Source organism: Tateyamaria omphalii (genome assembly GCF_001969365.1).
Classification (GTDB): domain Bacteria; phylum Pseudomonadota; class Alphaproteobacteria; order Rhodobacterales; family Rhodobacteraceae; genus Tateyamaria; species Tateyamaria omphalii_A.
The window spans coordinates 3,484,799-3,510,748 of sequence record NZ_CP019312.1 but is presented as its reverse complement, the minus strand read 5'-3'; the positions used below and the strand labels follow the sequence as shown (position 1 = coordinate 3,510,748).

Below are 25,950 nucleotides of genomic sequence, written 5' to 3'. Positions count from 1 at the left end.
CGTCTTGCCGATATGATGCACTTAACTTTCCTATCCCGAAAGTTGCGAGAAATCAGCGCTCGGCACATTACGGGCAAAAAAAATGACGCTGTCCAGATCTGCAATTTTCAGCCCCACAGTTTTGCTCGCAATCGCGCTGATGGGAATCATTGTAATGATGATTTTGCCGATGCCTGCTTGGGTACTCGACATTGGCCTCGCGGCATCTTTCGCGCTGGCAATCCTGATTTTCACGATAACTCTATTCATCGAGCGGCCACTCGACTTTTCATCTTTCCCAACAATCCTTCTCGCGTCGTTGATGTTGCGACTGTCTTTGAATGTGTCATCGACCAAGCTGATCATTGGACAAGGCCACACTGGCACCGGTGCCGCCGGAGATGTAATCGAAGGCTTCGCTCAGTTCGTCATGGGGGGAAGCGTCTTTCTGGGTTTGGTCGTGTTTTGCGTGCTCTTGATTGTGAACTTCATGGTCATAACAAAGGGTGCGACGCGTATGGCCGAAGTCGGCGCACGGTTTGCTTTGGATGGCATGCCCGGAAAGCAACTGGCAATCGACAGTGACATGTCAGCCGGGGCAATCGACCACAACGAAGCTAAGGCGCGCCGCGAATTGGAGCAGGCCGAAACGACGTTCTTTGGATCTCTTGATGGTGCCTCAAAGTTCGTCAAAGGCGATGCAGTTGCTGGCCTGCTGATCACGCTCCTGAACCTGGTTGCAGGATTGGTCATGGGTGTTGCCATACATGGCATGGCTTTAGGCAACGCGTTTGAGACTTATGCCATTCTGACCGTAGGTGACGGCTTGGTATCGCAAATTCCTGCGGTCATTATATCGATTGCGTCAGCTTTGTTGCTAGCGCGTGGCGGTGCGAAAGGCGCAACTGATTTGGCCGTCTTCGGACAACTGGGGCGGCATCCTGCAGCGTTGGTTACAGTTGCGGTGTTGATGGCTCTGCTGGGCCTTTTTCCCGGGCTACCACTGTTGCCCTTTATGGCGGGTGCAATAGGCCTTGGGACCGCTGCATACATGGTCAGGAAAAAGAATTCCGACAGCACGACTGCCGAGATCGACCTCGATGAAGTAACAGAGGCAACACCGGAGAAGTCACTCGGTGATATTCTCGAGCTTGATGACATTCATGTCGAATTTGCACCAGATCTTGTCACAATGGTGCTTGATCCTGGAACGGGCCTCGATGCGCGCATCGCGAACATGAGGGTGCACGTGGCAACCGTCTTCGGCATCATCCTCCCCGAAATCCGGCTTACCGACAATGCTGGTCTGCCAGTCGGCGGATATCTATTGCGCATTCAAGGGGTCGAGCAGGCACGCGGAACAATTCGGCCCAATGACATCCTGGCGCTCGCGCCAGACGCAGTCGAAAACCTGCCTGGCGGAGAAGACACGACAGAACCGGTCTATGGTGCTCCGGCGCGCTGGATCGCCACGCAAGATCAGGAAATGGCCGCACTTGCCGGTGTGACATTGGTCACCCCCACGGAAATCCTAGCGACGCATTTGTTGGAGGTCATCAAACGTAACTTTAGCAGGCTTTTGACACTCAAATCATTGCGGCGGCTGCTCGAAGAGATGAAGTCAGTCACCGATCCCGTCAGGGCGGAAGCAAATCGCAAGATGTTGGATGCCCTTATACCGGACAAGGTGCCCATGGATGTGCTTCATGCCGTCTTGCGCCTGCTGCTGGAAGAACAGGTGTCGATCCGAAATTTGCCCCTCATCCTCGAAGCCGTTTCAGAAGCACGCGCAGTGAATGCACAGCCCGAAGCAATCTGCGAACACGTTCGTCAGCGTCTTGGGTTTCAGATCATTTCCGGTATCCGGCGTGACGACGGGACACTCCCACTCATCCAACTTGCTCCTGAATGGGAGGATACATTTGCGAGCTACCAGGTTGATGCAGATCGCGGCCTCGACATCGCGCTACCACCCGACCTCTTCAATCGACTGGCAGACAACGTGTCGGAGAAGCTACAGGAGGCAAGCGGTCAAGGTATCTTTCCGGCCGTGGTGACCAATACGCGCAGGCGCCGCTTTTTGAAAACAATGATGCGCGCAAAGGGCCTGAACAACCCGGTTCTCTCCTTCGAAGAGATTGGCGTCGACGCCCGTCCATCACTGGTCGGCGTCGTTGCAGCATGAATGCAGCTGCCGAATTGCTTGGTATCGTGCAAACCCAACTGTGGTTGGGTTTCGTCGTGTTCTTGCGTGTTGGGGCGACGGTCTCACTGCTTCCGGGCTTCGGAGAACAGTCCGTACCCATGCGGATCAAGCTGATTGTCGCGTTGGCGTTTACTCTGATCGTCGCTCCAGCCATCGGGGCAGACCTGCCTGCCTTTTCGATCGATACACTCAGTATTCTCGTATTTACGGAAACGCTGGCTGGCCTGTTGATTGGCCTTGGAATTCGCTTGTTTGTACTGGCCTTGCAAACCGCAGGGGCCATTGCCGCTCAATCCACTTCCTTGTCACAGATTCTGGGCGGCGCAGCCATCGAGCCGCTGCCAGCCATGGGTTATGTACTCACGGTGGGTGCGATCGCTCTTGCCGTCATGGCGGGACTGCATGTCAAGGCAGCCCAGTTGCTGATCCACTCTTACGTATTGTTGCCCACCGGAGTGTTTGCGTTGGGGCGTGACGTTGCGGATTGGGGCTTGGGTCAGGTCGCCTATGCATTTGAACTCGCATTTCTCTTGTCGGCACCGTTCTTGCTGATGTCGGTTCTGTACAATCTGGCACTTGGCGTCATCAACAAAGCGATGCCGCAATTGATGGTGGCCTTCGTCGGGGCCCCTGTCATCACACTGGGTGGCCTGTTTCTTTTGTTTTTGGCAGCACCGGTGATGTTGTCCGTTTGGTTGTCCGCGCTCGACCAGTTTATGGCCGCTCCGTTTGAGGCGCCAAGATGAGCGGTCAGGATGAAGACACCGACAAGTCCTTTGATCCGACACCGCACAAGCTACAGGAAGCCCGAAAGAAAGGTGAAGTCGCAAAGTCCGCGGATCTACACACAGCCTCAGCTTATGCTGGCTTGACCTTGGCCCTCGTTGCCGTCGGGGCGTATAGCCTCACATCCTTCGGCAGCGAGATGCAGGTCCTGTTGGACCAGGCGCTGCCACTGTCGGACGACCTGTTCGCTGGCGGACCCTCTGCAACGATGGGAGCCATTTTGCGGTCGGCATCCGTCGCTGTTGCACCAGTCTTTTTTGCGCCGGCAGTCGCTGTATTGCTTGCAGTCTTGGCACAGCGCGCTTTTGTTGTCGCGCCAAGCAAGCTTGAGCCGAAGCTTTCCAGGATATCGCTGATCCAGAACGCCAAGCAGAAGTTTGGCCGGGGTGGGTTCTTCGAATTCGCCAAGAGCTTCGTCAAACTCCTGTTGTACTCTGCGTGCTTGGCACTGTTTTTGACGCGTCGTCTGCCCGAGATGATCAATGTCATGCACGGATCTCCAGGCCTGGTCGTCACGCTTTTGGCTGAGCTTGTTGTCGCGTTCCTTTTTGTCGTTGTCCTGATATCTGTCGCGCTCGGCGGGATTGACGCTGTATGGCAGCATCAAGAGCACATTCGAAAAAACCGGATGTCCCGCAAGGAAATCATGGATGAAGCCAAGAACTCCGAAGGTGATCCGCACCTAAAACAAGAAAGACGCGCACGCGGACAAGCCATAGCAAGCCAGCAAATGATGAGCGACGTGCCGACTGCAGATGTGATTGTTGTCAATCCCACACACTATGCCGTTGCACTGCAATGGTCGCGTGCCAGCGGGACAGCACCTGTTTGTGTCGCAAAAGGCGTGGACGAAGTTGCGTTGCGCATCCGGGAAATTGCCCAAGAAAACGCCGTCCCGATCCATAGCGATCCACCGACCGCACGCACACTGTTTGCTGTGACCAATATCGGTGACGAAATCCTGCCAGAGCAATATGCCGCGGTCGCAGCGGCCATCCGTTTCGCCGACGAGATGCGTCAACAGGCCAAGGGGCGTATCTGATGAAAGAACTGGACATGCTGAAGCAGCTTGCAGACTTAAAACATCGTCACAGTGAACTGGCGCTGACAAAGCTCCGGAATCGAGAGAGTGCGCTTCGCGCGGAGCTCAAACGCTTGCAAAGCCTTGCTCACGACACCCATTGCCTGCCGGCGTCCGATGCAAATCTTCGGGCCATTGGAGGAGATATCATCTGGCTGAAATGGCTGGCAAAAAACCAACGATCTCTTAGTATTGAGTTGGCGCAAGTCCTTGCTCAAAAAGAAAGCCTGATGGCGGCGTTCAGAATGGCGACCGGCAAAAAAGCTGTCACCGAAGAGCTGATGGCCCAAGAGGCACTAAAAATGAAAGCCGACGACCGGAAAAAGCGTTTGGAGCAGGCGATAGACTTAGCACAATTGCAGCAGCAGCCGCGCAATCAATAATCTTGGCGCGCAATCTCGATGATGAGCACATCCGAGATTTGATCTCCCATGTCCTTTTGCGCAACCTCGCGCAGCGCCGCGCGCAATACAGCAAGGTTATTTGCATTGGTGAAAGCGCCGTCAAAGCCGCCGACATTGGCATGATCGAACAGAACCTGAAGAAATGAGTCGCGCAATTTTGGTTCTTTTGAATAGATGGCATCTTTCTGCCCAGCAGGCACTTCCAGGCTCAGGGACATCACCACAAGCGCCTGGACAGCATCCTTACTGACAACGGGAACGACAAACTGGTTGTTCATTTTGACATATTCGCGGTCCGAGATGTCGTCACTGTCTTCGGTTTTATCCTCGGCCTCGGCCGACACTTCCGCGTCTGCAGCCAAGCCTGGCTCGGGTTCTGGGCGTAGAAAAATGCCAGCACCGACGCCAGCGCCGGTACCGATCAACAAAAGCATCAAGGGAAGCAGCTTTTTCACTTTGTACTCTCCTAGAACGGTAAAATTGCGTCAAGAACCTGCTGACCTATCCGAGGCTGCTGTACGTCAGTGATTTGTCCGCGACCACCATAAGAGACACGCGCCTGGGCAATCTTGTCATACGTGATCTCGTTCTGCCGCGAGATATCCGCCGGTCGTACGTAGCCCGAAACAAGAAGCTCTCTCATTTCAAAGTTGACGCGTAACTCCTGCGATCCCGAAATGGAGAGGATCCCATTCGGAAGAACATCAATCACAGTCGCTGCAACACGCAGTGTCAGCTTCTCCTTCCGTTTGACTGAACCATCTCCGCTGGATCCCGAGTTGGACGTAATTGAGACCAGATCGGAAGATGACGCACCGGTTGGCAGTTTTTCGTCCAACCGCTGCGGCAGACCGCCAAGCTGTGGGACTTGCAAACTCTCTGTCCCACTCCGTGACCGATCGGTTTCATTTGAGATTTCAGCACTTTCGTCAATTTCTATGACGACTGTCATAATATCACCGCGCTGCATCGCGCGCCGATCCCCCAAAAGGGACGATCTTTGACCGCTCCAGAGCGATGCACTGTCGGTCGCACCGACATCTTCAACAGCCAAAGGTAAAGTTGCACCAACCATGGCCGAATGCTCTCGCGTCTCAAGCGGGTTAGAAAAACTTGGTGCCTTGCCCAAGTGATCTCCGCGACCACAAGCAGCCACTAGACTGAGCGCAAAAAGCGCCATCACATGAGGAGCGGAAAGCCTGTAATTAAACTTTGTCATCTGGTCACCTTGATAGAGCCGTCTTCCTGAACGAAACCGAACAGAGTTGCGCGCGAACTCAGGTTCATAACCCGCACGCGATCTCCTATCCCGCCACGTTCCAACGCACGCCCCTCAGTTGTGATCGAAAGTCCGCTCGTGTTGAAAAACAGCGGCACGATCTGGTTGCGATTTATGATTGCAGGAGGCCCAATTGCGTCAAACGGGATGGGGCGCCCAGCATAGAGTGCGATGCGGGCCTCCTGTCCCACAACGTCGAGAAGTCGGTCAAACACGCCGGGTTGCACTACGTCAAGAAGGGCGAGATCGGCCGATGTGATCACCGTCCCGGGCCGCAACGTACGCGTGGGCGTCACCATATCGGCGGATGCCACGCTGGCCGTCAAACAGAGAATACCAATCCAGCGCATCACCGAACCTGCGTCATTGCCCCCATCATCTGGTCAGCGGCTGAGATTACCTTGGAATTCATCTCATAGCCGCGCTGTGCCGCAATGAGTTCGGTAATTTCGCGGACCGCATCAACCGAGCTCTCTTCGAGATAGCCCTGGCGCAAAGTGCCCAAGCCATCGAGACCTGGCGTCGTGACAATCGGAGGTCCGGACGCATCCGTCTCAGCAAAAAGATTGCTGCCAAGCGCCTCCAACCCTTTTGCGTTCGAAAAACCTGTCAAATTGAACTGGCCGATCAGTTGCCCCGCCGCGGTATCTGAAAAATACGCGTAGACTTCGCCGTCGCCGTTGATTGAAATGCTGCGGGCATCCTCGGGGATGACAATCTCAGGTGCCACTGGATACCCGTCCGAAGTCACGATCAAACCTTCGCCAGTGCGTTTAAGAGCACCATCGCGCGTGTACCCGGTTTGACCTGAAGGCAATGTGACTTCCAGATACCCGTTGCCGTCGATCGCGACATCAAGGTCACCATTCGTTGCGGCCAATGACCCCTGCGCCAGGTGAACAGACACCGCAGCCGGACGCACACCGAGACCAAGCTGTACGCCTGTCGGCAACACGGTGCCATCAGACGCATTGATAGAGCCTGGCCGCGTCATTTGTTGATAATGCAGATCCGCAAACTCGGCGCGGCGCGCGTTGTAACCGGTCGTGCTCATGTTCGCGAGGTTGTTTGAGATCGTTTCAACCCGCATTTGCTGGGCCAGCATCCCCGTGGCCGCGATTTTCAAGGCGCGCATTTGCGTCTCCTCAGCTTGATTTCAACATCGCGTCCATCGCACGGCGAACACGTTCATCTTCAGAATTCAGAAAGTTCTGCCCCATCTCATAAGCCCGCTGGATTTCGATCATGCGGGCGAGCTGGCCGATGGGGTCCACATTGGAGTCTTCAACGAAGCCTTGCAGCATGCGTGCTGTTTCGGACGGCTCAAAACCATCGTCTGAACGGAAGAGCACTCCGCCTTCCCGCGTCAAGGTGGCGGGGTCAACAGGCTGAACCAAACCAATTTGTCCGACAAAGGCTCCATCCGCACTGATCGACCCATCGGGAGACACGGACAGCGACTTGGCGCCCGATGGGATGAAAACAGGCGCCCCTCCGGCGTCGAGGACAGCGTAGCCATCCGGTGTCACAAGATCGCCTTGCGCATTTGGAGAAAAGCTCCCGGCACGGGTTACACGTTCTCCCTCAGGTGTCTGGATCAGAAAGAAACCGTCCCCTTCGATAGCGAAGTCAAAGGTTCCACCGGTTTGCGTAAGAGTGCCCTGAACAAACGATGTGTGCCGCACATTCCCGTGGCCCATTGACAAGGATGGACCACCCTGGATCCCCTGCACATGTTCGGAAAAAACCAGGCCTTCCTGTCGGTATCCAGTGGTCGCGCTATTGGCGATGTTATTGGCGACAATTTGCATCTCGCGCATCAGACCCGACTGTCGGCTCAACGCGATGTATCCTGTACTGTCCACCTTACCCTCCAATCACGAGCGGGATGATCCGGCTCTGGAAAAAAGACACAAGCGTCTGCGTCATGAAGCCCATGGTCAGCCAGAACACGAGAACGATGGCCGCAAGTTTTGGCACAAATGTCAGCGTCATTTCCTGGATCGAGGTCAACGCCTGGACCAATCCGATGGACACACCGGCCACCAGCGCGATGACAAGAATGGGCGCAGAAACCAGTACAGCGATCCATAGACCTTGTCGCATCGTGTCAAAAAAGATGACCTCATTGAGCATTTCAAACAGGCATCCGAAGGATTTCCTGATACGCTTCGACCACCTTGTTCCGGACCGTTACGGCCGTTTCCACAGCCAACTCCGTCTGCGCCAGTGCCTGCACCAGCGAGTGTGGGTCGGCTTTGCCAACCATCGCATCCTTCGCAACTTGCTCGCCATGTGCGAGGGTCTGGGCAAAGTCCATTGCAACGCGGCCAAATACACTGGCGCCTTCGCCATCACTGGGTCGTGTCGCTGGTCGCTGTGCCGCATAATTCTGTGCGGCCGATAATGTTCCGATTTCCATTCTGGATCTCCTTTCGTGCGCCGTCAGCGGCGCAGCAGTTGCATCAAGCTTGACGACATCTGCCGCGCCTGCTCGAACATTTTCAAATTTGCCTCGTAGCTGCGCTGCGCTTCACGGGCGTCTGCCAGTTCAATCATCAGGTCGACATTCGACCCTTCGTAGTGACCACCTGCATCCGCCATCGGGTGCGAAGGATCGTAAATGCGCGCCAATGGGCGATCATCCAACGACATGCGGCCAACCTCGACGCCAGCAACACCGCTCCCTGCATCAAATTCCGTCCGAAAAGGAATTGTCTTCCGTCGATAGCCGGGCGTATCAGCATTCGAGATGTTTTCCGAAAGGTGCCGCAGTCGAGATGCCTGCGCCTTGAGCCCGCTTGCGGAAACAGACAATGACTTCGCAAATTCATTCATCGTTACGCTCCTACTGGCGGCCCAAGCTGGCGCGAAGAATTGTCAACGAGCTCTTGTATATGGCCAGGGACCGATCATGCTGGCGCTTGGCGTCTGTTGCCCGCAACATCTCCGTCTCGATTGAAACACTGTTTCCGTCGGGCGCAGCGAATGACTGATCTTCCTGTACCATTGCACGGACGTCGTTCGTCGCGCTGCCATGCATATGGGCTGATCGTGTTGCGCGCTGCGAAGCGGCATTCGAAGATGCAGGCGCATAAACATCCGCAAAGTCAGGTATATCGCGGGCAACATAGCCGGGTGTATCTGCGTTCGCTATGTTCTGCGAGATCACGGCCTGCTTTTGACCCGCATGCACGGCCATTGCATACGCAGTTTCGAAAATGGCCAGGTTCTGAAACATCGGGGCTTCTCCCTCGTGAATTTCAATCAACGCTTAACTGTGATTCCCTAAGAAACTGTTTGCAGATGTCAGGAGAATCCGATGCGCCACGCCATGCGATTGCAAATGCTGCAAGCTCAGCTTTCCCAAGTTCAGGTCGCTCGGCCTATTGGCCGGATCAGTGGCACGCGTGGCAATGTACTGACCGTGTCCGGCCTCAATGATGTTGGCCGGATCGGCGACCGGGTGTTGATTACAAAACAGTCTGGCGATCCACTTCCGGCGGAAATTGTTCAATTATCTCAATCCGATGCCACAATTCTTCCCGACGGCTCCTTTGACGGTGTGGCGCTGAATGACCGCGTGATGATTGATGCGCAAAACAGGATCGCGCCGAATGAAACGTGGCTGGGCCGCATCGTGGATCCGAATGGTGAGCCGCTGGACGGGCGACCGCTCGGGCGTGGTCTTAACCCGCAGCCCCTCAAGAATAATCCGCCGCCAGCGGCGTCGCGGCGACCTCTTGGCAAGCGCATGGACACCGGCCATTTGGTCTTTGATACGATGCTGCCGATCGTACGAGGACAAAGGATTGGACTGTTCGCCGGGTCAGGTGTCGGGAAATCCAGCCTCATGGGAAAGTTGGCGACGCATATGTCAGCAGATGTGGTTGTCATCGCGATGATCGGTGAACGTGGACGCGAGGTAAGGCATTTCGTTGATGACGTCTTGGGCGCCGATGCGATGAACAGGGCCGTTGTCGTTGCGGCCACATCAGATCAATCTCCTCTGGTTCGCCGTCGATGCGCTTGGACCGCAATGGCAGTGGCAGAGCATTTCAGAGATGAAGGACTTTCCGTTCTTTTTCTCGCCGATTCCATTACGCGTTTCGCAGAAGCACATCGCGAAGTGGCCAGCGCTGCAGGCGAGGCACCGGTTCTGCGGGGCTTCCCCGCGTCGACGTCGCATTTGATAATGTCTCTTTGTGAAAGGGCGGGACCTGGTGGTCCAGATCAGGGCGACATCACGGCCATATTCAGCGTATTGGTGGCCGGCTCGGACATGGAGGAACCCATCGCAGATGTGTTGCGCGGCGTTCTAGATGGTCACGTTGTCCTTGATCGAGAAATTGCAGAACGTGGCCGCTTTCCTGCAATTGATGTCTTGCGTTCAGTCTCGCGAAGCTTGCCGGCGGCTGCGACGACCGCTGAAAACGAAACAATTGCGCAAGTCAGAAAACTGATGAGCGTGTTTACGCAAAATCAGATGATGATCAATGCGGGCCTCTACAGCCAGGGTTCAGACCCTGAAATTGACATGGCCATCCAGGCGTGGTCACACTTGGACAAGGCCATGTCTCAGGTACATGAACACGGGTGCGCTCACAGCTTTGATCAGTTAAACCTCGCGATGCGGAGGGCTGGGATCAATATCAAGAATGGCCGGAGTACACGCTCGTAGCGTCCCGACAAAAGCCGTTTCCTGATAGAAGAAACTCTGTACAAGCGCGACGCGTCCAATCGCGCTTGCTTCATGAGCTTAAAAGCGTCAACGCGATAGAAGCACTCGAAGCGCTGCCGCCCGCCTGCTCGAGTTGAGCGCGCGCAAAGTACGTGGTGATCAACCGATCCAAAGTCTCATCATCCGCAAATTCAGCTGGATCCGAAACACCCAGGATACGCTCTGCACGCTCCTGAAACACGGAAAGTTGCTGATCAATATCCACCTGTCCGAATGCCTCAGGTAGGCCGAGCGCGGTTTCAAAAAGACTGCGCAAGGGTGGTTGACCCATTATACTGAACCATTTCGACGCATCACTGCCTTCGCTTTGAACCACGTCGGACAGGGTGCGTTCAGCATAAAGAGCGATGCGCATGCTCTCATCCTGGTTACCTGCTGCGATTTCAAAGCTGTTCGCTTCGAACTTGCCTACGATGTCTTCGGCAAAGCCAGAAAAGAGGCTCCCTCGAACTTCGTTTGGTCCTAGGCCGAATGCGGCAGAGAATTCCCGGTAGCGATTGTCCGAGAATCTGTTGGCAAGCGAGTCGCTGGCCGTTGTGCCCTCGTCCAGCATCTTCTGGATGAAGAACGTATTGTTGATGTCATCGGTCAGACCAAATGCGCCCAAGGCGACTGTCAGAACCTGCCGGTCAGAAACGAGTTCCTCGGCCGTCGTGATTGATCCAATTTTCTCCAGAAAATGGTCCGTGTCCCGTTTCACCTGCGCCGATTGACTGAATGTCGCAAGCTGCTGGTCATATGTCCGCTGCAGGAACTGCCAACCGACGAGCCCGGACGAAATGAGAACCGGTTGATACATGCCTAGTGACCCGCGGCAAGCAACCGTTCTTCCCGAGGCATCAACGCGCGAAGCGCCTTGAGACACCGGTAGTGGTCACCACTGACAAGGGCATGCGATGCGATATCCAGATGTTTGCGGCTATCGGCGTCGACAAACACCTGGCTCAATTCCTCGATGCTGCGTAAGAGCGCATGTCGGGCCTCGTCCTGATCACTGTCGCCGGACAGAACGAGTTGCACCGCATAGCAGACGCGTTTTACCGGCGTTTTTGCATCTTCGGGATGAACCGCATCCCGCAGTCGCAGGATATGGGCGTTTGGCGTCATAATAGCCAAACGGCTTCTTCGCTCACCGTTTTCTATGACGGCCCCATTGATAAGAACGCGTTCCTTTGGGCTCAGCTTCAAAATGAGTCCGCTCATTTCTCTCCCCCTTCGGCTTTGAGACCACGGAGAACCGCCATGTTGATTTCCAGCAACGGCAAAACGGATGCGTTTTCACGCAGCACGCGCGTTGTGTGATGGCGCGTAAAGTCTGCAAGGTACATGATGCGCGCTTTCAACTCATCAGGCAGTGGGTTTGCCTCGTCCGCCACATCAACGACCAAAGCCGTCCAAAGCCGCTGATTCATGTGCAGCGCACTTGCGAACGCCGCGAAGTTTGTTTTGGCCTCAACCGCGCTGTCGCGCAGTTGTTTGGTGACCTTTGCAACCACTTCGTATTCCGACCTGCGCCCACTTTTTGTCGACGTAGCGTGTTCTGCATAGCCCTTCAGGGCTTGGGACATCGCGTTCAAGGTTTCACCTGCTCAATTGGAATGGGCGAAGAAGGCGCGATCTGGGCGCGCCTTCTTCATTGATTTTAACGGAAGAGCGACAGAATGGTCTGCGGCGCCTGATTGGCGATCGACAGCGACTGAACACCCAACTGCTGTTGTGTCTGCAGCGCCTGCAAACGGGCCGACACCTCTTCCATATCCGCGTCGACCAGCGAACCGATCCCGGATTTCAGCGAGTCCGACAGTTTACCGATGAAATCCGACTGAGTCTCGATCTGCGTTTGAGCGGAGCCAAACGATGCAGCTGCGTCGATGGATGTCTGGATGAGGTCGTCAATGGCACCCAGTGCGTTTGTCGCACCACTATCCGTCGTCACATCAATGGTTTGTACAGCAGCAAGGCCGTTTGCGCCACTTGCGCCGGGCGTGCCGCCCTCGGACACTTCTGTAAAGACAAGGATGTTATCAGTGCCACCACCCGTTGCGTTGGTGATGCGGAACACGTTGTTGTCACCCGTCGACGCAGGATCGAAGGTCACGGAGTAGCCTTCACCAGACGCGGTTGCCGCATCGAAGAACGATTGAACCTGATTGCCCAGCTGACGCGCGACATCGTTTACAGAGTCATCGGCCGTTGCAACATATTCGAAAGTTCGGATACCCAGCGTGCTGCTGCCGTCGGCAGTATTGATGTTCAGGTCATCGATTGTGATCGAATAGCTGAGGCCTTCCGCAACTTGGGTGAAGGTGAAGTCCAGGGTGCCGCCATCGGCGATGGTCGACGTCGCAGTTGCCGGATCATCGCGATCATAGTCGGTCCCGAGGGCAAAGTTCGTGTCATCGCCGCCAGCCTGGATATAGTCGTTGGCCGTTGCCTGATCTGCAGCCGCCGTTATCCCGAGCGATTGGGAGCTGACATTGCCGGTCACAGCAAGGTTTTCGCGATCCACTACAATCTGACGCGCAGACACGGATCCGTCGGACGAGCGGTCAAGCGAAGACAGAATGTTCAGGGCGTCGGTGCTCGAACCGTCAAGAAGGTTCAAACCGTTGAACTGGGCGGCGCCGACGACGGAAGAGATCTGATCACGCAGCGCAACAATGTCTTCCTGGATCGCATCTCGGTCAACGTTTTCCTCTTGTGCGGCGACAATGCGACCCTTCATTTCGGTCAGCAAGTCCGTCACTGTTTCCGACGCGTTCCGTGCAACCGCAACAGTGCTTTCGCCCAATGACAGGCTTTCGGACACCGCCTGAAACCCTTTCACATCCGATTCCATCACTTTGGAAATTGCCCAGATGGCTGAATTGTCCTTGGCGTTTGCCACCGATTTACCGGTCGAAATCTCGCTTTGAGTCATCGCCAGGTTCTTGTTGATCGACTTCAGCGTTTGAAGCGCGACCATCGCGCTGTTGTTGGTCAGAATGCTCGACATGTGCATTTCCTTTTGTCATGGCGCTTTGCGCCCTGGTTAACGTTCTGTCCCTGTTGGGACAGCCAAACTGCCGTTCTGACAAATGCACATCAAAGTACGGATGTGCGCCACCTGCTTCCAAGTGCGCGCTCACCTATGAAGAGAACTGACTAACGCTTTGCTAAAGTGGCCACCTTGAAAACCGAAGATTTGACTCAATTCCCGCTACGCCCTCTTTTCCAGCGTGGACACCGCTTTCACGTCCACCTTTTTTCGCTTTCCCTGCGCGTCATAGGTTTCCAGAGATTCCCGAACACGGCGAATTGCGGCAAGCCGGCGCGCCACGGATTTCACGCCGTCGGCCGCTGACTGAAGAAGATCCTGGTTCCGCTCGACCTTGTTGCGCAGCGCCGCCACACCAGACGTCTGGTCACTTTCGGACCGGCTTAAGGCATCAACCAAGTTTGTCTTGCGCTCGAACAGTCGCTTCACATCATCAAGGTTTCCCGCCAGCAATGCCGTGCGTTCAGCATCAAGGAGGTCGTCAAGTTCATCAATAATGAACGCTATACTTTCATGCCCCATTGTTACGCTCCTTTAGTGATTCAAACAGCGCTTCGGCCAAACCGATGCCACCAGCTTCGACCATTTTTTCGGCCTGTGCCTGCACCAGAAATGATGAAAACTGGTCTTCTCCTTCTCCGCCGCCAAAGCTGTCACGGCTTTCACCCAGACCCACTGATTTCAGCATCTCGGCAAGAAATGCCGCTTCAAGTTTCTGCGCCGACCGACGCAATGCGGCATCGCCTGCATCTGGTTGTTTTACGATCTGGGTCTGTATCGAGTTTGCTATCATCTGCATTCCTTAGAATTCGAAGAACTTTTCGCGACAATGCAGGCCAGCGGTAAAGAAGCGGTAACTATAGGCGGTACATTTTACATCCAACGCGGAAGAATCCCGGAGAATTGCGTGCAAGTTTTCAAGAACGGCGCCATCAGTCTGCCGACATCACACCAAGATACGCAGGCTGAGCGTGCGGATCCTCTTCACGCGGATATGCCCTTTTCGCGGCATTTTCGGCCCATAGGCCCTGAGGCCGAGAGCTTCGAAACCGACGTTCAGCTCCTCGATGCGGCTCGACCCGAACCGGACGCTACCGAAAAGCCTTTGCCTAAGGATGCGGAGGCCGAAGAAGCGGTGCCACCCTCGCACGCCGTGAAAGACGCAGAAACAGAGCGGAGAAGTGGCAAAGGGTCTGACCTCAACACCATCATGGACTTCAACGCGGCCAACACGACCGAGCGCCCTCAATCTGATGCTGTAGAAACTGCGCTTTTGCACAACGCAAGCGACACAGGTGCCAAACACAAGACGGAGCACAAACCGTCACCGATCTCTTCTGTCGTGCAAGGTATGTCGATGACCCCGATGGGCAGGGTCACAGACAACGGTGCGCGCGCGCCGGGCGGCAACACTTTCGAACATGATCTGGGCACTCCAATGCGTGTGCCGCACGCAGCCCTGAGCACCGATGCAGGGCCAGTCAGCCAAACAGCAAAGGCAGATGTCGCCCGCTCGGGGGATGCGGCGGCGCTGCCTGTCCAACGCGATATCTTTGCAGGCGACGGTGCTATTGTATCCAGTGAGGGCAAAGGGGCGCAGACCGTTACACAACAAGACGTCGCCGCAATGCCTGCGGACCGCGGCCTTGCGACTTCACAAAAAACGCTTGAACCCGCAGGCAGGTTGAACGTTTCAGCCACAGATCGAAGTCGGCCCAAACCATCCCTTGCAGAACATTCGAATTTCGAACGGGCGCCAGACACCCGCGACACCAACCGTTTGGTCCGGTCAAACACGACAGACACGAGCTTATCAAGCTTGCTCGCTGCGCCCGACCGCGCGTCTCACCCCAGGTTTGCCCAAGCGGACTTGGCTCTGAATGCAGATGACCTTGTGTGGGACATACGCCCTAGCACGGCCCACACGACCGCACCGACATCCCTGCAACTTCAAAAAGCGGAATTGCCGCCGCCCGTCGTGCAGGCAATTGCCGAAGCAGTCCGGAAAGCGCCAGACAAGCCGATCGAAATCGCGCTCAATCCAGCGGAACTTGGTCGCGTGCGCATGGTGATGACAACGTTGGAGACGGGCATCACCGTCACGATCACTGCCGACCGCGGCGACACATTGGATCTGATGCGCCGGAACATTGATGATCTTGGCAAGTCGCTGAGCGAGCTAGGATACGAAGACGTGTCATTCTCTTTCGAAGGTGGCCAGAACCCATCCGATGGCACCGATGAACACACAGCTGAAGATGCACAATCCAACAACGGGCCGTCCGAAAACGTGCCCGACCCACAGCACGCCGCAGTTGCAAAAGTCGTCTCGCAACCGGGTGCAACCACCGGAATAGACATGAGGTTCTGAACCATGGACATCAATCAAATATCCCCAAGCGCCACTGCGCAAAGCAATGGATTCGGAACCGCCGCGACGTCGAGCGTTTTGAGCTCAGATTTCGAGGTGTTCCTCCAGATGCTCACCGCTCAGGCAGAGTATCAGGATCCTCTCGAACCCATCGATTCTTCCGAATATGCGGCTCAACTGGCGCAATTCTCAATGGTCGAGCAGCAGGTCATGACAAACGATCTGATGCAAGAGATGCTGACCGCGCTTGGCGCCAACGATATGGCTGGCGCCGCAAATTGGATCGGCATGGAGGCCCTTGTGCAAGGCCCCGTCAAATTTGACGGCACGCCTGTGACACTCGCTCCAAACCCACCCGTCGCGGCAGACAGAGTTACATTGATCGTCACCAACGCCCAGGGAACTGAAGTTGCGCGCCACAGCATGCCCGTGAGTGCAGAACCATACGTATGGGACGGCCGTACACCGACGGGCACCGCTCTGCCGCACGGGGAATACTCATTCCAGATTGAAAGCGCCGCAAACAACGAGGTTCTGTTGACGGAACCAGCCCTTGCTTACAACCGCGTGACCGAAGCCCGCATTGATAATGGCTCAACCCTGCTGGTGTTGAACAGCGGCTACATGGTGCTGGCGCAAAATGTGACCGGGCTACGCGAACCAGGCTAGGGCAAGGCATCCGCTGCTTTCAGGGCCAAGTAGACGCCAGGCATCAGGACCCTGCGGAAGGCACCAAGCGGAAACCTCTTTGCAGGTCGCGCAACAACGGTCGGGATGCGAACCCGCCCTGCGTCGTTCACAAGGCGCGCAAGCAATCCACCGCAATGCACACCCATCGCGACGCCATTGCCGTGATAGGCAAACCCGGCATTCACACCCGGCAGACCGGGCACCGCACCCACAAACGGAACCCGGTCTCGGGCCAAGCAAACCAGGCCGGACCAGCCATGCGTCACCTCGACCCCGGACCACGCCGGAAACATCCGCCTGAAATCACGTACAACGGCGGCATGCGCCGCACGCTCACCCGCCGGTGACGCGCGCAAACCGCCACGCATTCCGAACAGGAACCTGCGATCAGGCATCAGGCGAAAGTAATGCAGCAGATGGCGCGTGTCATATGCCATCTGGTCGCTGGTCCAGCCCTGCTCCTCCAACTCGCTTGGCTCCAGCGGGCGCGTAACAATGACCGACGATTGCGCAGGCATATAGCGTCCCGCCATCCAATTCGGCACATCCTCGCTCGAATACCCGTTGGTTGCGATGACACTCTGCGGTGCATGCACCGCGCCATGCGTGGTCGTGACACGTCCCGGCGCAATGACCGTCACCGCCGCGCGTTCGTAAATCGTGACCCCCTGCGCAACGCAGGCCTGCACCAAACCGCACAACAGTTTGCGCGGGTTGAGGCCAAAACCAACCGGCACCGTCAGGCCACCGTGAAACGGCCCCGACATCCCGACCGCTGTCAGATCGGCGGTGGACAAAAGCTCAGGCTCTACGCCATAGTTTTTGCGGACCGACTGCATATGACCCCGCAAGGATGCGACATCCCGTGCCCGATGCGCGAGGCATGTTTCGCCAACGGAATGTCGATCCACATCCAAGCCAAGCTCGGACACAAGTCGATCCACGCCCTCTACTGAGTCGCGTTCGGTCTGCCGCCACTCCCGCCGGGCTGTCACACCATAATGCCGGTCCAGCCCCGCATCGCTACGCATGCTGCCGCCCAAACAGCAAAATCCCCCATTGCGCCCCGACGCACCCCAACCAACAGTCGATGCCTCAAGTACAGCCACCTGCGCCCCTTCCCGGGCGAGGGTCAAAGCGGCGGACAGGCCGGTAAATCCTGCACCCACAATCGCGACATCGCATCTCACATCGCCGTTCAGCGACGCAAAGCCGGGCAAAGACACCGTCTCGTCCCACCAACAGCCCGCACGCGGACCACCCTCATACGCATAGCTGGAAAAGATGCGTTTCACGCCGCCCGCGCGGCTGTTTGCTCATCCCGCCTGGCCCGCAAAGCGGCCTGTTTCGACGCAAGCGACGCGGCAATCACACCGACGGTCACCAACCCGATCAGAATGGTGCTGAGCGCATTGATCTCCGGACTGACGCCAAGACGCACCGACGACCAGATCTTCATCGGCAGCGTGGTGGCCGACGGCCCAGAGGTGAAGGACGCGATCACCAGATCATCTAGGCTGAGCGTAAATGCAAGAAGCCAACCCGAGATCACCGCCGGCGCAATGATCGGAAGCGTGATAAGGCGAAACGCATCCCAGGGTGACGCGCCCAGATCAAGGGCGGCCTCCTCAAGCGACCGGTCAAAACTGACCAGCCGCGACGACACCAGGACCGACACAAAACACATCGAAAAGGTCGTATGCGCCAGCACGATGGTCAGCACCCCGCGATCCAGACCAAGACCGATGAACAGCAACAACAGCGACAGGCCGGTGATCACCTCGGGCATCACGAGCGGGGCATAGATCATGCCGGAAAACAGCGTTCGCCCCATGAACCGACCGCCGCGCACCAGGACATATGCGGCCATCGTTCCAAGGACAGTTGCGATGGTCGACGAAATCACAGCCACCCGCAGCGTCACCCACGCGGCATCCAGAAAGGCGTCGTTCGACAACAACTCGCCGTACCACTTGGTCGAAAACCCCGCCCACACGGTCACCAGTTGCGACGCGTTAAAGCTATAGATCACAAGGATCAACATCGGCACATACAGGAACACGAACCCCAGCGTCAGCGACACGACATTGAAAGAAGACAGGCGATTCATCTGCCGTCCTCCACCTGTCTCTGCTCGTTGCGTTGAAACAGGACAATGGGGATGATCAGGATCAACAGCAGGATCACCGCCACCGCAGACGCAACAGGCCAATCCCGGTTGGAAAAGAATTCCTCGAACAGCACCTTGCCGATCATCAACGTGCCCGACCCGCCCAGCAGCGACGGGATCACAAACTCGCCCAGCGCGGGGATGAACACCAGGAAACACCCCGCAATGATCCCGTTCCGCGACAGCGGTATGGTCACCAGCCAAAACGCCTTGATCCGCGAACAGCCCAGATCCTCAGCCGCTTCAATCAGCGACCCGTCCAAACGGTCCAGCGCCGAGTAAATCGGCAGGATCATGAACGGCAGATAGGTATAGACGATCCCGATATAGACCGCCGTGTTGGTGTTCAGGATGGTCAGCGGCGTATCCACGATGCCGACCCACAGCAGGAACTGGTTCAAGAACCCCTCACCCGACAGGATCCCAACCCACGCATAAACCCGGATCAGGAATGACGTCCAGAACGGCAGGATCACCAGCATCAGCAGCGTGGGCCGCCACTGTTCCGGCGCCCGCGCCATGGCATAGGCCATCGGATAACCCACAAGCAGCGTGAACAGGGTCGAAATCAGCGCGATCTGAAGCGAGCTGACATAGGCTTTCCAATACAAATCATCCTGGGTCAGAAAGACGAAATTCTCGAAATCCAGCTGGCTCAGCATGGTCCAGATGCCGTCCTTCGCCGTCGGCGTGTAGGGCGGGATGGCCAGTGCGATGTCGCTGAGCGAAATCTTGAAAACCACCGCAAACGGGATCAGGAACAGCGCCAGCAGCCACGCGTAAGGCACCGCTATGAGGACCGCGCGCCTCATTCCGCCAACAGCACCCCGGCGGTCTTGGTCCAGCTGACCCAGACCGGGTCTTCCCACGTGAAATCCCGGCGCGAGATGCGGCGCGTGTTGGCAACCTGCGCCTTGATGATGTCACCGGTCGGCAACTCGACATGGTAGGTCGACAAGTTGCCCAGATAGGCAATGTCCAGCACCTTGCCCTGCACCGCGTTGTCGGTGTCGGGCTTGTCCTTGTGGATCGACACCTTTTCGGGCCGGACGGCCAGGTGACACGCCTGCCCGTCCGAAAAGGGGCGCGCGCTGACCGCCGTTACGGGCAGTTCCCGCGCCGCCCAGGTCAGTTGATACGTGTCCTCCCCGATGGGCTTCGCTGTGCCGTGCAGAATGTTCACGTCCCCGATGAAATCCGCGACATAGACACTGTTCGGCGCCTCATAGATGCGCTCGGGCGTGGCCACCTGCATGATCCGCCCCTCGTCCATGACCGCCACACGGCTGGCCACTGTCATCGCCTCTTCCTGATCATGGGTGACGATAACGAACGTGGTGCCGGTCTTTTCCTGAATGTCCATCAGCTCGAACTGCGTCGCCTCGCGCAGCTTGGCGTCCAACGCGCCCAGCGGTTCGTCCAGCAGCAACAGTTTCGGCGCCTTTGCCAGCGACCGGGCAAGGGCCACACGCTGCCGCTGACCGCCCGAAATCTGGTGCGGCTTGCGTTGCGCGAACTTCTCAAGCCGCGTCAGCTTCAGCATCTCGTCCACACGGGCGGCAATGGCGGCCCTGTCCTTGCTCTCGCGCCGCAGGCCAAAGGCGATGTTGTCCCAGACCGACAGGTGCGGGAACAAGGCATAGGATTGGAACATCATGTTCACGGCCCGCTTGTTGGCAGGCACCCCGGCAATGTTCTGCCCGGCCAGTTCAATCGCACCATCGGTCGGGTCCTCGAACCCGGCCAGCATCCGCATCATCGTCGTCTTGCCGCAGCCCGACGGGCCCAGCAGGGCAAAGAATTCGCGTTCAAAGATGTCGAGGGTCAGATCGTCGATTGCGGTGAAGTCGCCAAACCGCTTGTTCACATTCCGGAACCGGATCAGCGGTTTTTCATTCGGGTCGTCCCAGGGGGCGAAAACAGTCTCTGCCAAAGGGGAATCCGTTCAAAGGAATAAGGGCGCGAGGGTGACCCCCGCGCCCGAAGATCAGGCTCAGGTGCCCGACTTGATCTTGGTCCACATCCGCGTGACCGTCCGCTGCACGCGGGCCGGGTACGGTGTTGTGGTATAAAGGTTTTCCAGTGTCGCCTCGTCCGGGTAGATGGCCGGATCACCAATCACATCCTCGACCAGGAACTCCTTCGACGCGGCGTTTCCGTTGGCGTAGTACACGTAGTTCGACGCCTGCGCCATATTCTGCGCGTCCATGATGAAGTTCAGGAACACATGCGCGCCTTCGGGGTTCGGTGCATCGGCGGGAATCGCCATTTGGTCGAACCACATCAGCGCCCCTTCGGACGGTGCATTATACGCAACCTCGACGCCATTCTCGGCCTCTGCCGCGCGGTCGCGGGCCTGCAGGATGTCACCGGACCACCCAAAGGCCACGCAGATGTCACCATTGGCCAGCGCGTTGATGTATTCCGAGTTGTGGAACTTCTGCACATAGGGCCGCACGCCCATCAGGATCGGCTCGGCCATGGCCAGCACCTCCGGATCGTGGCTGTCGGGGTCTTCACCAATGTATTGCAGGGCCGCCGGGATCATCTCTGTTGGAGCGTCCAGGAAGTGCACACCACAGGCCTGCAACTTCTCCATGTTCTCGGGTTTGAAGATCAGATCGAGCGAACCCAGCGGCGCGTCTTCGCCCAAAATCTCCTGCACCTTGCCGACATTCACACCGATGCCCGTGGTGCCCCACATGTAGTTGATGGAATAGGCGTTGTCGGGATCGTATTGCGCCGTGCGCGCTTCGACCACGTCCCACAGGTTTTCGGCGTTCGGCAGTTGGGACATGTCCAGCTTCTGAAATGCCCCGGCGGAAATCTGGCGCTGCAGGAAGGTGCCCGACGGCACCACGATGTCATAGCCGGACGACCCGGCGAGCATCTTGGTTTCCAGCACCTCGTTGCTGTCGAAGACGTCGTAGATCAGGTTCAGACCTGTCTCTTCCTCGAACTTGGTCAGCAACTCTTCGTCGATATAGTCGGACCAGTTGTAGACACGCACATCGTCCGCAACCGCAGCACCCCCAAGGGCAAGGGCTGCGACCGTGCTCAGCATAGTCGTTTTCATGATAAACTCCCCGTATCACGCCCGGTGTGCCCGGGTCAGCGTGCATGAAAACAAGTTTTGTCGCATGCGTCCAGCGGGATTGCACATGCCGCATTGACGGCTGCACCGTTGCCCATATTCTCGGCACGTCACGCAAACCCCGAGGTGTTCATGCCCGCCATCACCAACCATCTGCCCACGTCCGAGTTGCAAGCACTGGACGCCGCGCACCACATGCACCCCTTCACGGCGGGCGGCGAACTGGCGGCCAAGGGCGCGCGGGTGATCACACGGGCCAATGGCGTCTTTCTGCACGACAGCGAAGGCAACGAAATCCTTGACGGGATGGCGGGCCTGTGGTGCGTGAACATCGGCTATGGGCGGGGCGAGTTGGCAGATGTTGCTGCGCGCCAGATGCGCGAGCTGCCCTATTACAATACTTTTTTCCAGACGACCCACGTGCCCGCCATCGCACTTACCCAAAAGATCGCCGAACTGGCGCCCGGTGATCTGAACCACGTCTTCTTTGCCGGATCGGGGTCAGAGGCGAACGACACCAACCTGCGCATGGTCCGCACCTATTGGGCGATCAAGGGCAAGCCAGACAAGCACATCGTGATCAGCCGCAAGAACGCCTATCACGGCTCGTCCGTCGGGTCCGGCTCGCTTGGCGGCATGACAGCGATGCACGCACAAGGCGGCCTGCCGATCCCGGGCATCGTCCATATCGACCAGCCAAACTGGTGGGCCGAAGGCGGCAGCATGAGCCGCGAAGAGTTCGGTGTTTCGCGCGCGAAACAACTTGAGGTTGCAATTCTCGAACATGGCGAAGACAAGGTCGCCGCCTTCATCGCCGAACCCATCCAGGGCGCAGGCGGTGTGATCATACCACCCGAAACCTATTGGCCGGAAATCCAGCGTATCTGCGACAAGTATGACATCCTGCTGATCGCGGACGAGGTGATCTGTGGCTTTGGCCGCACCGGCAACTGGTTCGGCTCGCAAACCCTCGGGATCAAACCGCATATCATGACCATCGCCAAGGGGCTCAGCTCCGGCTACCAGCCCATCGGCGGCTCCATCGTCTGTGACGAGGTGGCCGAGGTCATCGGCTCGGGCGAGTTCAACCACGGCTACACCTATTCCGGCCATCCGGTCGCGGCGGCCGTCGCTCTGGAAAACCTGCGCATCCTCGAAGAGGAGAACGTGCTGGACCATGTCCGCGACGTCGCGATGCCCGCCCTCCACGAAATGTGGCACGGGTTGGCCGATCACCCGCTGGTGGGTGAGACGACGATCACCGGCATGATGGGCTCGCTCGCCCTCACCCCACACAAGGACAGCCGGGCAAAGTTCGCGATGGATGCGGGCACCGCCGGGTTCATGTGCCGCGAACGGTGTTTTGCCAACAATCTGGTGATGCGCCACGTCTATGATCGCATGGTGATCTCGCCGCCACTGATCATCACACCGGACGAGATTGCAGAAATCGGGCGCCGTGCGCGAACTGCACTGGATGAATGCTATGTCCAGTTGAAAGACGGGGACATGCTCAAACCTGCTGCCTGAACGGCATGGTTTCTTCTGACTGAAAATACCACGGGGGGCCCGGAACGGGCGGGGGCAGCGCCCCCTCTACGGTTTGACAACCATGTGCCGCGGAACCGAACAGAAACACTCGGCCGGGCCATCCTCGGTGATCCGGATGCTTTCGGTGATGGCAAGGCCCCAACCCTCCATCCACAGACCCGGCATGAAGTGAAACGTCATGTTCGGCTCAAGCACCGTGTGATCGTCAGCGCGGAAGGATATGGTGCGTTCGCCCCAGTCCGGTGGATAGCTCAGACCGATGGGATAGCCGCACCGGGCCGTCCGTTCGATCCCGACCTTCTTCAGCGCGGTGTTCAGGGCTGCGGCCACGTCGCGCGCCTGATGGCCCGCCCGCGCGGCGTCAATTCCAGCCTCCAGCCCTTCGATCACGGCGGCTTCGGCGCGTTTCATGTCATCCGGCGGATCACCCAAAAACACCGACCGGCACAAAGGGGCGTGGTAGCGGCGATAGCATCCCGCGATCTCCAGCGTGGTCGCTTCACCCGAACGAAACCCATCGCCGTTCCATGTCAAATGCGGGGCCGCGGCATCGGCGCCCGATGGGACAAGGGGCACGATGGCCGGGTAATCGCCCCAGTCGCCATCCACGCCCCGAATGGCATCGCGGTAGGCGTCGGCGACCACCTCGTTCTTTGGCACACCCGGCGCGATCCGCTCTGCCATGCCGCCGATCACCGCCTCTGAAATACGCGCAGCCTTGCGCATGAAACCGATCTCGGCCTCTGATTTCACAGCCCGGCACCAATTCACGAGCGATGTCGCGTCCGCAAGCTCCAGCCCGGCGTCACCCAACACGGCGTGCGCTTTGGCTGAGTAATAGTAATTGTCCATCTCGACCCCGACACGGCCAGACAGACGTGTGGCCAGGTCCTCCATCGGGTGGCGCGCGGGTGTTTGGATGCAGTGCTCCGCATACCCGACGGAGCACGCGTCCCCCATCCAGGTGGTCCGCCGCGCACCGGCCACATCCTGCAACCGGCCCCACCACACGGGATCGTCCTGAAGCGTCACGATCACGGCCTGATGCACATAAAAGGACCAGCCATCATATCCGGTCAGCCACCCCATGTTCGACGGGTCCGTGATCAGCAGGCAATCCAGGCTTGCGCTGGACATTGCGGCCCGCACCCGCGCCAAGCGGGTGTGATATTCTGCAATTTCAAAGGCGTGCGCCATGATTCTCAGCATCCCATCGTTCCAATAGTGCAGGAACAATGCCCGAAAACGCGCAACTGTGCAGTGAATCCGACCGGATTGGGCCACCAAAGCGCCTTTTGTGTCATAGTTGGTTGCAATGCGCTGGCAGCCTCGGTTTAGTTTGCGCAAAGCGGCGGCACCAGACCGCCACAAGAACGGGGAGCCAAGTTTGGCCGACACTGCGACTGACCAGGCGTTCGTCGAATTCGAACGCGTGCAGAAGAGTTATGACGGCGAGATCCTCGTCGTCAAAGACCTCAACCTCTCGATGCCGAAGGGCGAGTTCCTGACGATGCTCGGGCCGTCGGGGTCCGGCAAGACGACGTGCCTGATGATGCTCGCAGGGTTCGAGACGGCGACCCATGGCGAAATCAAGCTGGATGGCCGCCCGATCAACAATATCCCACCGCATAAGCGTGGTATTGGGATGGTGTTTCAGAATTACGCGCTTTTTCCGCACATGACGGTCGCCGAAAACCTGAGCTTCCCGCTTGAGGTCCGCAAGATCGGCAAGTCAGAGCGCGAGAAAAAGGTCATGCGCGCGCTTGGCATGGTGCAGATGCAGGACTTTGCCGGGCGGCGGCCGGCGCAACTGTCAGGCGGGCAGCAACAGCGCATCGCGCTGGCCCGTGCGCTGGTGTTCGAACCTGAACTTGTGCTGATGGACGAACCGCTGGGCGCGCTGGACAAGCAGTTGCGCGAGACGCTGCAATTCGAGATCACGCGCCTGGCCCACGATCTGGGGATCACGACCGTCTATGTGACCCACGACCAGACAGAGGCGTTGACCATGTCGGACCGCGTGGCGGTGTTCGACGATGGGCGCATCCAGCAACTGGCGCCGCCGGATGAGCTGTATGAAGAGCCGCACAACAGTTTCGTGGCGCAGTTCATTGGGGAAAACAACACGCTCATGGGCACCGTCAGCAAGATCAACGGCGACCGGTGCGAGGTGACGCTGGACAATGGTGACATCATCGACGCCAAGCCGGTGAACGTGACCGAGGTCGGCCAGAAAACGCGCGTGTCCATCCGCCCCGAACGGGTCGAGATGAACAAGGACCGCCTGCAACCGGATGTCCATACGCTCAAGGCCGAGGTGCTGGAATTTGTCTATATGGGCGACATCTTTCGCACGCGCCTGCGGGTCGCCGGAAACGACGATTTCGTCATCAAGACACGCAACGCCCCCGATCAGGTCCGCCTGACACCGGGCACCCAGATCGAGATCGGGTGGTTGCCACAGGATTGCCGGGCGCTTGACGCCTGAGCAAAAGGAAGAAGGCTTGGGCTGCGCCCGTGGTCCGGCCTTCGCACAGATCAAACGGGCGTTTACAACGGGA

General features: G+C 57.7%; 30 protein-coding genes. 9 read left to right on the top strand and 21 right to left on the bottom strand.

What is annotated here, in order from left to right:
• Positions 1-82: 82 nt before the first annotated feature.
• From flhA to BWR18_RS17600, 4 genes are read left to right on the top strand one after another with little or no spacing between them, the layout of a single operon-like run.
• Positions 83-2,164, top strand: a complete 2,082-nt coding sequence (flhA, locus tag BWR18_RS17615; RefSeq protein WP_076629724.1) for a flagellar biosynthesis protein FlhA — start codon at positions 83-85, stop codon at positions 2,162-2,164.
• Positions 2,161-2,931, top strand: a complete 771-nt coding sequence (locus BWR18_RS17610; RefSeq protein WP_076629723.1) for a flagellar biosynthetic protein FliR — start codon at positions 2,161-2,163, stop codon at positions 2,929-2,931. The genes flhA and BWR18_RS17610 overlap by 4 nt, the downstream gene beginning before the upstream one ends.
• Positions 2,928-4,013 (top strand): EscU/YscU/HrcU family type III secretion system export apparatus switch protein, encoded by a 1,086-nt coding sequence (locus BWR18_RS17605; protein WP_076629722.1) that lies wholly within the window; start codon positions 2,928-2,930, stop codon positions 4,011-4,013. Before BWR18_RS17610 ends, BWR18_RS17605 begins: the two co-directional genes overlap by 4 nt.
• Positions 4,013-4,435, top strand: a complete 423-nt coding sequence (locus tag BWR18_RS17600) for a hypothetical protein (protein WP_076629721.1) — start codon at positions 4,013-4,015, stop codon at positions 4,433-4,435. The genes BWR18_RS17605 and BWR18_RS17600 overlap by 1 nt, the downstream gene beginning before the upstream one ends.
• On the opposite strand, the gene BWR18_RS17595 is transcribed toward BWR18_RS17600, so the two are convergent.
• Genes BWR18_RS17595 through BWR18_RS17555 form a run of 9 tightly spaced genes read right to left on the bottom strand, consistent with a single transcriptional unit; the run spans position 4,429 to position 8,976 of the window.
• Positions 4,429-4,911, bottom strand: a complete 483-nt coding sequence (locus tag BWR18_RS17595) for a flagellar basal body-associated FliL family protein (protein ID WP_076629720.1) — start codon at positions 4,909-4,911, stop codon at positions 4,429-4,431. The genes BWR18_RS17600 and BWR18_RS17595 overlap by 7 nt on opposite strands.
• A gap of 11 nt (positions 4,912-4,922) precedes the next feature.
• Entirely contained in the window at positions 4,923-5,636 is a 714-nt protein-coding gene (flgH, locus tag BWR18_RS17590; RefSeq protein ID WP_076630402.1) for a flagellar basal body L-ring protein FlgH, read from the bottom strand.
• Positions 5,637-5,671: 35 nt separating this feature from the next.
• The gene (flgA, locus tag BWR18_RS17585; RefSeq protein ID WP_254684892.1) at positions 5,672-6,034 is read right to left on the bottom strand and encodes a flagellar basal body P-ring formation chaperone FlgA; all 363 of its coding nucleotides are present in this window, start codon (positions 6,032-6,034) and stop codon (positions 5,672-5,674) included.
• Positions 6,035-6,084: 50 nt separating this feature from the next.
• Positions 6,085-6,870: a flagellar basal-body rod protein FlgG gene (flgG, locus tag BWR18_RS17580; RefSeq protein ID WP_076629718.1), complete on the bottom strand. Its 786-nt coding sequence runs from the start codon at positions 6,868-6,870 to the stop codon at positions 6,085-6,087.
• 10 nt (positions 6,871-6,880) lie between these two features.
• Complete coding sequence (locus BWR18_RS17575) at positions 6,881-7,600, bottom strand: flagellar hook-basal body complex protein (RefSeq protein WP_076630401.1); 720 nt, start codon at positions 7,598-7,600, stop codon at positions 6,881-6,883.
• Position 7,601: 1 nt separating this feature from the next.
• Positions 7,602-7,871, bottom strand: coding sequence for a flagellar biosynthetic protein FliQ (locus BWR18_RS17570; RefSeq protein WP_076629717.1), 270 nt, complete (start codon positions 7,869-7,871; stop codon positions 7,602-7,604).
• A 1-nt stretch (position 7,872) separates the two neighbouring features.
• On the bottom strand, positions 7,873-8,157 hold the full coding sequence (gene fliE / locus BWR18_RS17565; protein ID WP_076629716.1) for a flagellar hook-basal body complex protein FliE: 285 nt from the start codon (positions 8,155-8,157) through the stop codon (positions 7,873-7,875).
• A 23-nt stretch (positions 8,158-8,180) separates the two neighbouring features.
• On the bottom strand, positions 8,181-8,573 hold the full coding sequence (flgC, locus tag BWR18_RS17560) for a flagellar basal body rod protein FlgC (protein ID WP_076629715.1): 393 nt from the start codon (positions 8,571-8,573) through the stop codon (positions 8,181-8,183).
• 10 nt (positions 8,574-8,583) lie between these two features.
• Positions 8,584-8,976 carry a FlgB family protein gene (locus tag BWR18_RS17555; protein ID WP_076629714.1) on the bottom strand — a complete coding sequence of 131 codons (393 nt, stop codon included), beginning with the start codon at positions 8,974-8,976 and terminating at the stop codon, positions 8,584-8,586.
• Between the two features lie 81 nt (positions 8,977-9,057).
• Here BWR18_RS17555 and BWR18_RS17550 point away from each other — a divergent pair, with 81 nt between their 5' ends.
• On the top strand, positions 9,058-10,416 hold the full coding sequence (locus BWR18_RS17550) for a FliI/YscN family ATPase (protein ID WP_083957752.1): 1,359 nt from the start codon (positions 9,058-9,060) through the stop codon (positions 10,414-10,416).
• 70 nt (positions 10,417-10,486) lie between these two features.
• Here the strand turns inward: BWR18_RS17550 and BWR18_RS17545 are convergent, their stop codons facing one another.
• From BWR18_RS17545 to BWR18_RS17520, 6 genes are all read right to left on the bottom strand, one after another.
• A complete protein-coding gene (locus tag BWR18_RS17545) occupies positions 10,487-11,275 on the bottom strand; it encodes a DUF1217 domain-containing protein (protein WP_076629713.1) in 789 nt (262 codons plus the stop codon).
• 2 nt (positions 11,276-11,277) lie between these two features.
• Positions 11,278-11,679 (bottom strand): flagellar biosynthesis repressor FlbT, encoded by a 402-nt coding sequence (gene flbT, locus BWR18_RS17540; protein ID WP_076629712.1) that lies wholly within the window; start codon positions 11,677-11,679, stop codon positions 11,278-11,280.
• Complete coding sequence (flaF, locus tag BWR18_RS17535) at positions 11,676-12,044, bottom strand: flagellar biosynthesis regulator FlaF (RefSeq protein ID WP_083957751.1); 369 nt, start codon at positions 12,042-12,044, stop codon at positions 11,676-11,678. Before flaF ends, flbT begins: the two co-directional genes overlap by 4 nt.
• A gap of 74 nt (positions 12,045-12,118) precedes the next feature.
• Entirely contained in the window at positions 12,119-13,471 is a 1,353-nt protein-coding gene (locus tag BWR18_RS17530; RefSeq protein ID WP_076629710.1) for a flagellin, read from the bottom strand.
• 204 nt (positions 13,472-13,675) lie between these two features.
• Complete coding sequence (locus tag BWR18_RS17525) at positions 13,676-14,035, bottom strand: hypothetical protein (protein WP_076629709.1); 360 nt, start codon at positions 14,033-14,035, stop codon at positions 13,676-13,678.
• The gene (locus tag BWR18_RS17520; protein ID WP_172839401.1) at positions 14,025-14,306 is read right to left on the bottom strand and encodes a rod-binding protein; all 282 of its coding nucleotides are present in this window, start codon (positions 14,304-14,306) and stop codon (positions 14,025-14,027) included. The genes BWR18_RS17525 and BWR18_RS17520 overlap by 11 nt, the downstream gene beginning before the upstream one ends.
• A gap of 36 nt (positions 14,307-14,342) precedes the next feature.
• On the opposite strand from BWR18_RS17520, the gene fliK reads away from it, so the two are divergent.
• Both fliK and BWR18_RS17510 read left to right on the top strand, forming a co-directional pair.
• Positions 14,343-15,884, top strand: coding sequence for a flagellar hook-length control protein FliK (fliK, locus tag BWR18_RS17515; RefSeq protein WP_083957750.1), 1,542 nt, complete (start codon positions 14,343-14,345; stop codon positions 15,882-15,884).
• Between the two features lie 3 nt (positions 15,885-15,887).
• Positions 15,888-16,553, top strand: coding sequence for a flagellar hook capping FlgD N-terminal domain-containing protein (locus tag BWR18_RS17510; RefSeq protein WP_076629706.1), 666 nt, complete (start codon positions 15,888-15,890; stop codon positions 16,551-16,553).
• On the opposite strand, the gene BWR18_RS17505 is transcribed toward BWR18_RS17510, so the two are convergent.
• The 5 genes from BWR18_RS17505 to BWR18_RS17485 are packed head-to-tail and all read right to left on the bottom strand — an operon-like array spanning position 16,550 to position 21,820.
• Complete coding sequence (locus BWR18_RS17505) at positions 16,550-17,869, bottom strand: NAD(P)/FAD-dependent oxidoreductase (protein ID WP_076629705.1); 1,320 nt, start codon at positions 17,867-17,869, stop codon at positions 16,550-16,552. The genes BWR18_RS17510 and BWR18_RS17505 overlap by 4 nt on opposite strands.
• Complete coding sequence (locus BWR18_RS17500; protein WP_076629704.1) at positions 17,866-18,684, bottom strand: ABC transporter permease subunit; 819 nt, start codon at positions 18,682-18,684, stop codon at positions 17,866-17,868. Before BWR18_RS17500 ends, BWR18_RS17505 begins: the two co-directional genes overlap by 4 nt.
• Positions 18,681-19,556, bottom strand: coding sequence for an ABC transporter permease subunit (locus BWR18_RS17495; RefSeq protein ID WP_076629703.1), 876 nt, complete (start codon positions 19,554-19,556; stop codon positions 18,681-18,683). The genes BWR18_RS17500 and BWR18_RS17495 overlap by 4 nt, the downstream gene beginning before the upstream one ends.
• Positions 19,553-20,677, bottom strand: a complete 1,125-nt coding sequence (locus BWR18_RS17490; RefSeq protein WP_076629702.1) for an ABC transporter ATP-binding protein — start codon at positions 20,675-20,677, stop codon at positions 19,553-19,555. The genes BWR18_RS17495 and BWR18_RS17490 overlap by 4 nt, the downstream gene beginning before the upstream one ends.
• A gap of 60 nt (positions 20,678-20,737) precedes the next feature.
• Positions 20,738-21,820 carry a polyamine ABC transporter substrate-binding protein gene (locus tag BWR18_RS17485; RefSeq protein ID WP_076629701.1) on the bottom strand — a complete coding sequence of 361 codons (1,083 nt, stop codon included), beginning with the start codon at positions 21,818-21,820 and terminating at the stop codon, positions 20,738-20,740.
• A 150-nt stretch (positions 21,821-21,970) separates the two neighbouring features.
• Here BWR18_RS17485 and BWR18_RS17480 point away from each other — a divergent pair, with 150 nt between their 5' ends.
• Positions 21,971-23,368 carry an aspartate aminotransferase family protein gene (locus tag BWR18_RS17480; RefSeq protein ID WP_076629700.1) on the top strand — a complete coding sequence of 466 codons (1,398 nt, stop codon included), beginning with the start codon at positions 21,971-21,973 and terminating at the stop codon, positions 23,366-23,368.
• A 66-nt stretch (positions 23,369-23,434) separates the two neighbouring features.
• Here BWR18_RS17480 and BWR18_RS17475 read toward each other — a convergent pair whose 3' ends face one another.
• Positions 23,435-24,586, bottom strand: a complete 1,152-nt coding sequence (locus BWR18_RS17475) for a M24 family metallopeptidase (RefSeq protein ID WP_076630399.1) — start codon at positions 24,584-24,586, stop codon at positions 23,435-23,437.
• Positions 24,587-24,776: 190 nt separating this feature from the next.
• Between BWR18_RS17475 and BWR18_RS17470 the strand changes: the two genes are divergently transcribed.
• Positions 24,777-25,877: an ABC transporter ATP-binding protein gene (locus BWR18_RS17470; RefSeq protein WP_076630398.1), complete on the top strand. Its 1,101-nt coding sequence runs from the start codon at positions 24,777-24,779 to the stop codon at positions 25,875-25,877.
• Positions 25,878-25,950: the final 73 nt, after the last annotated feature.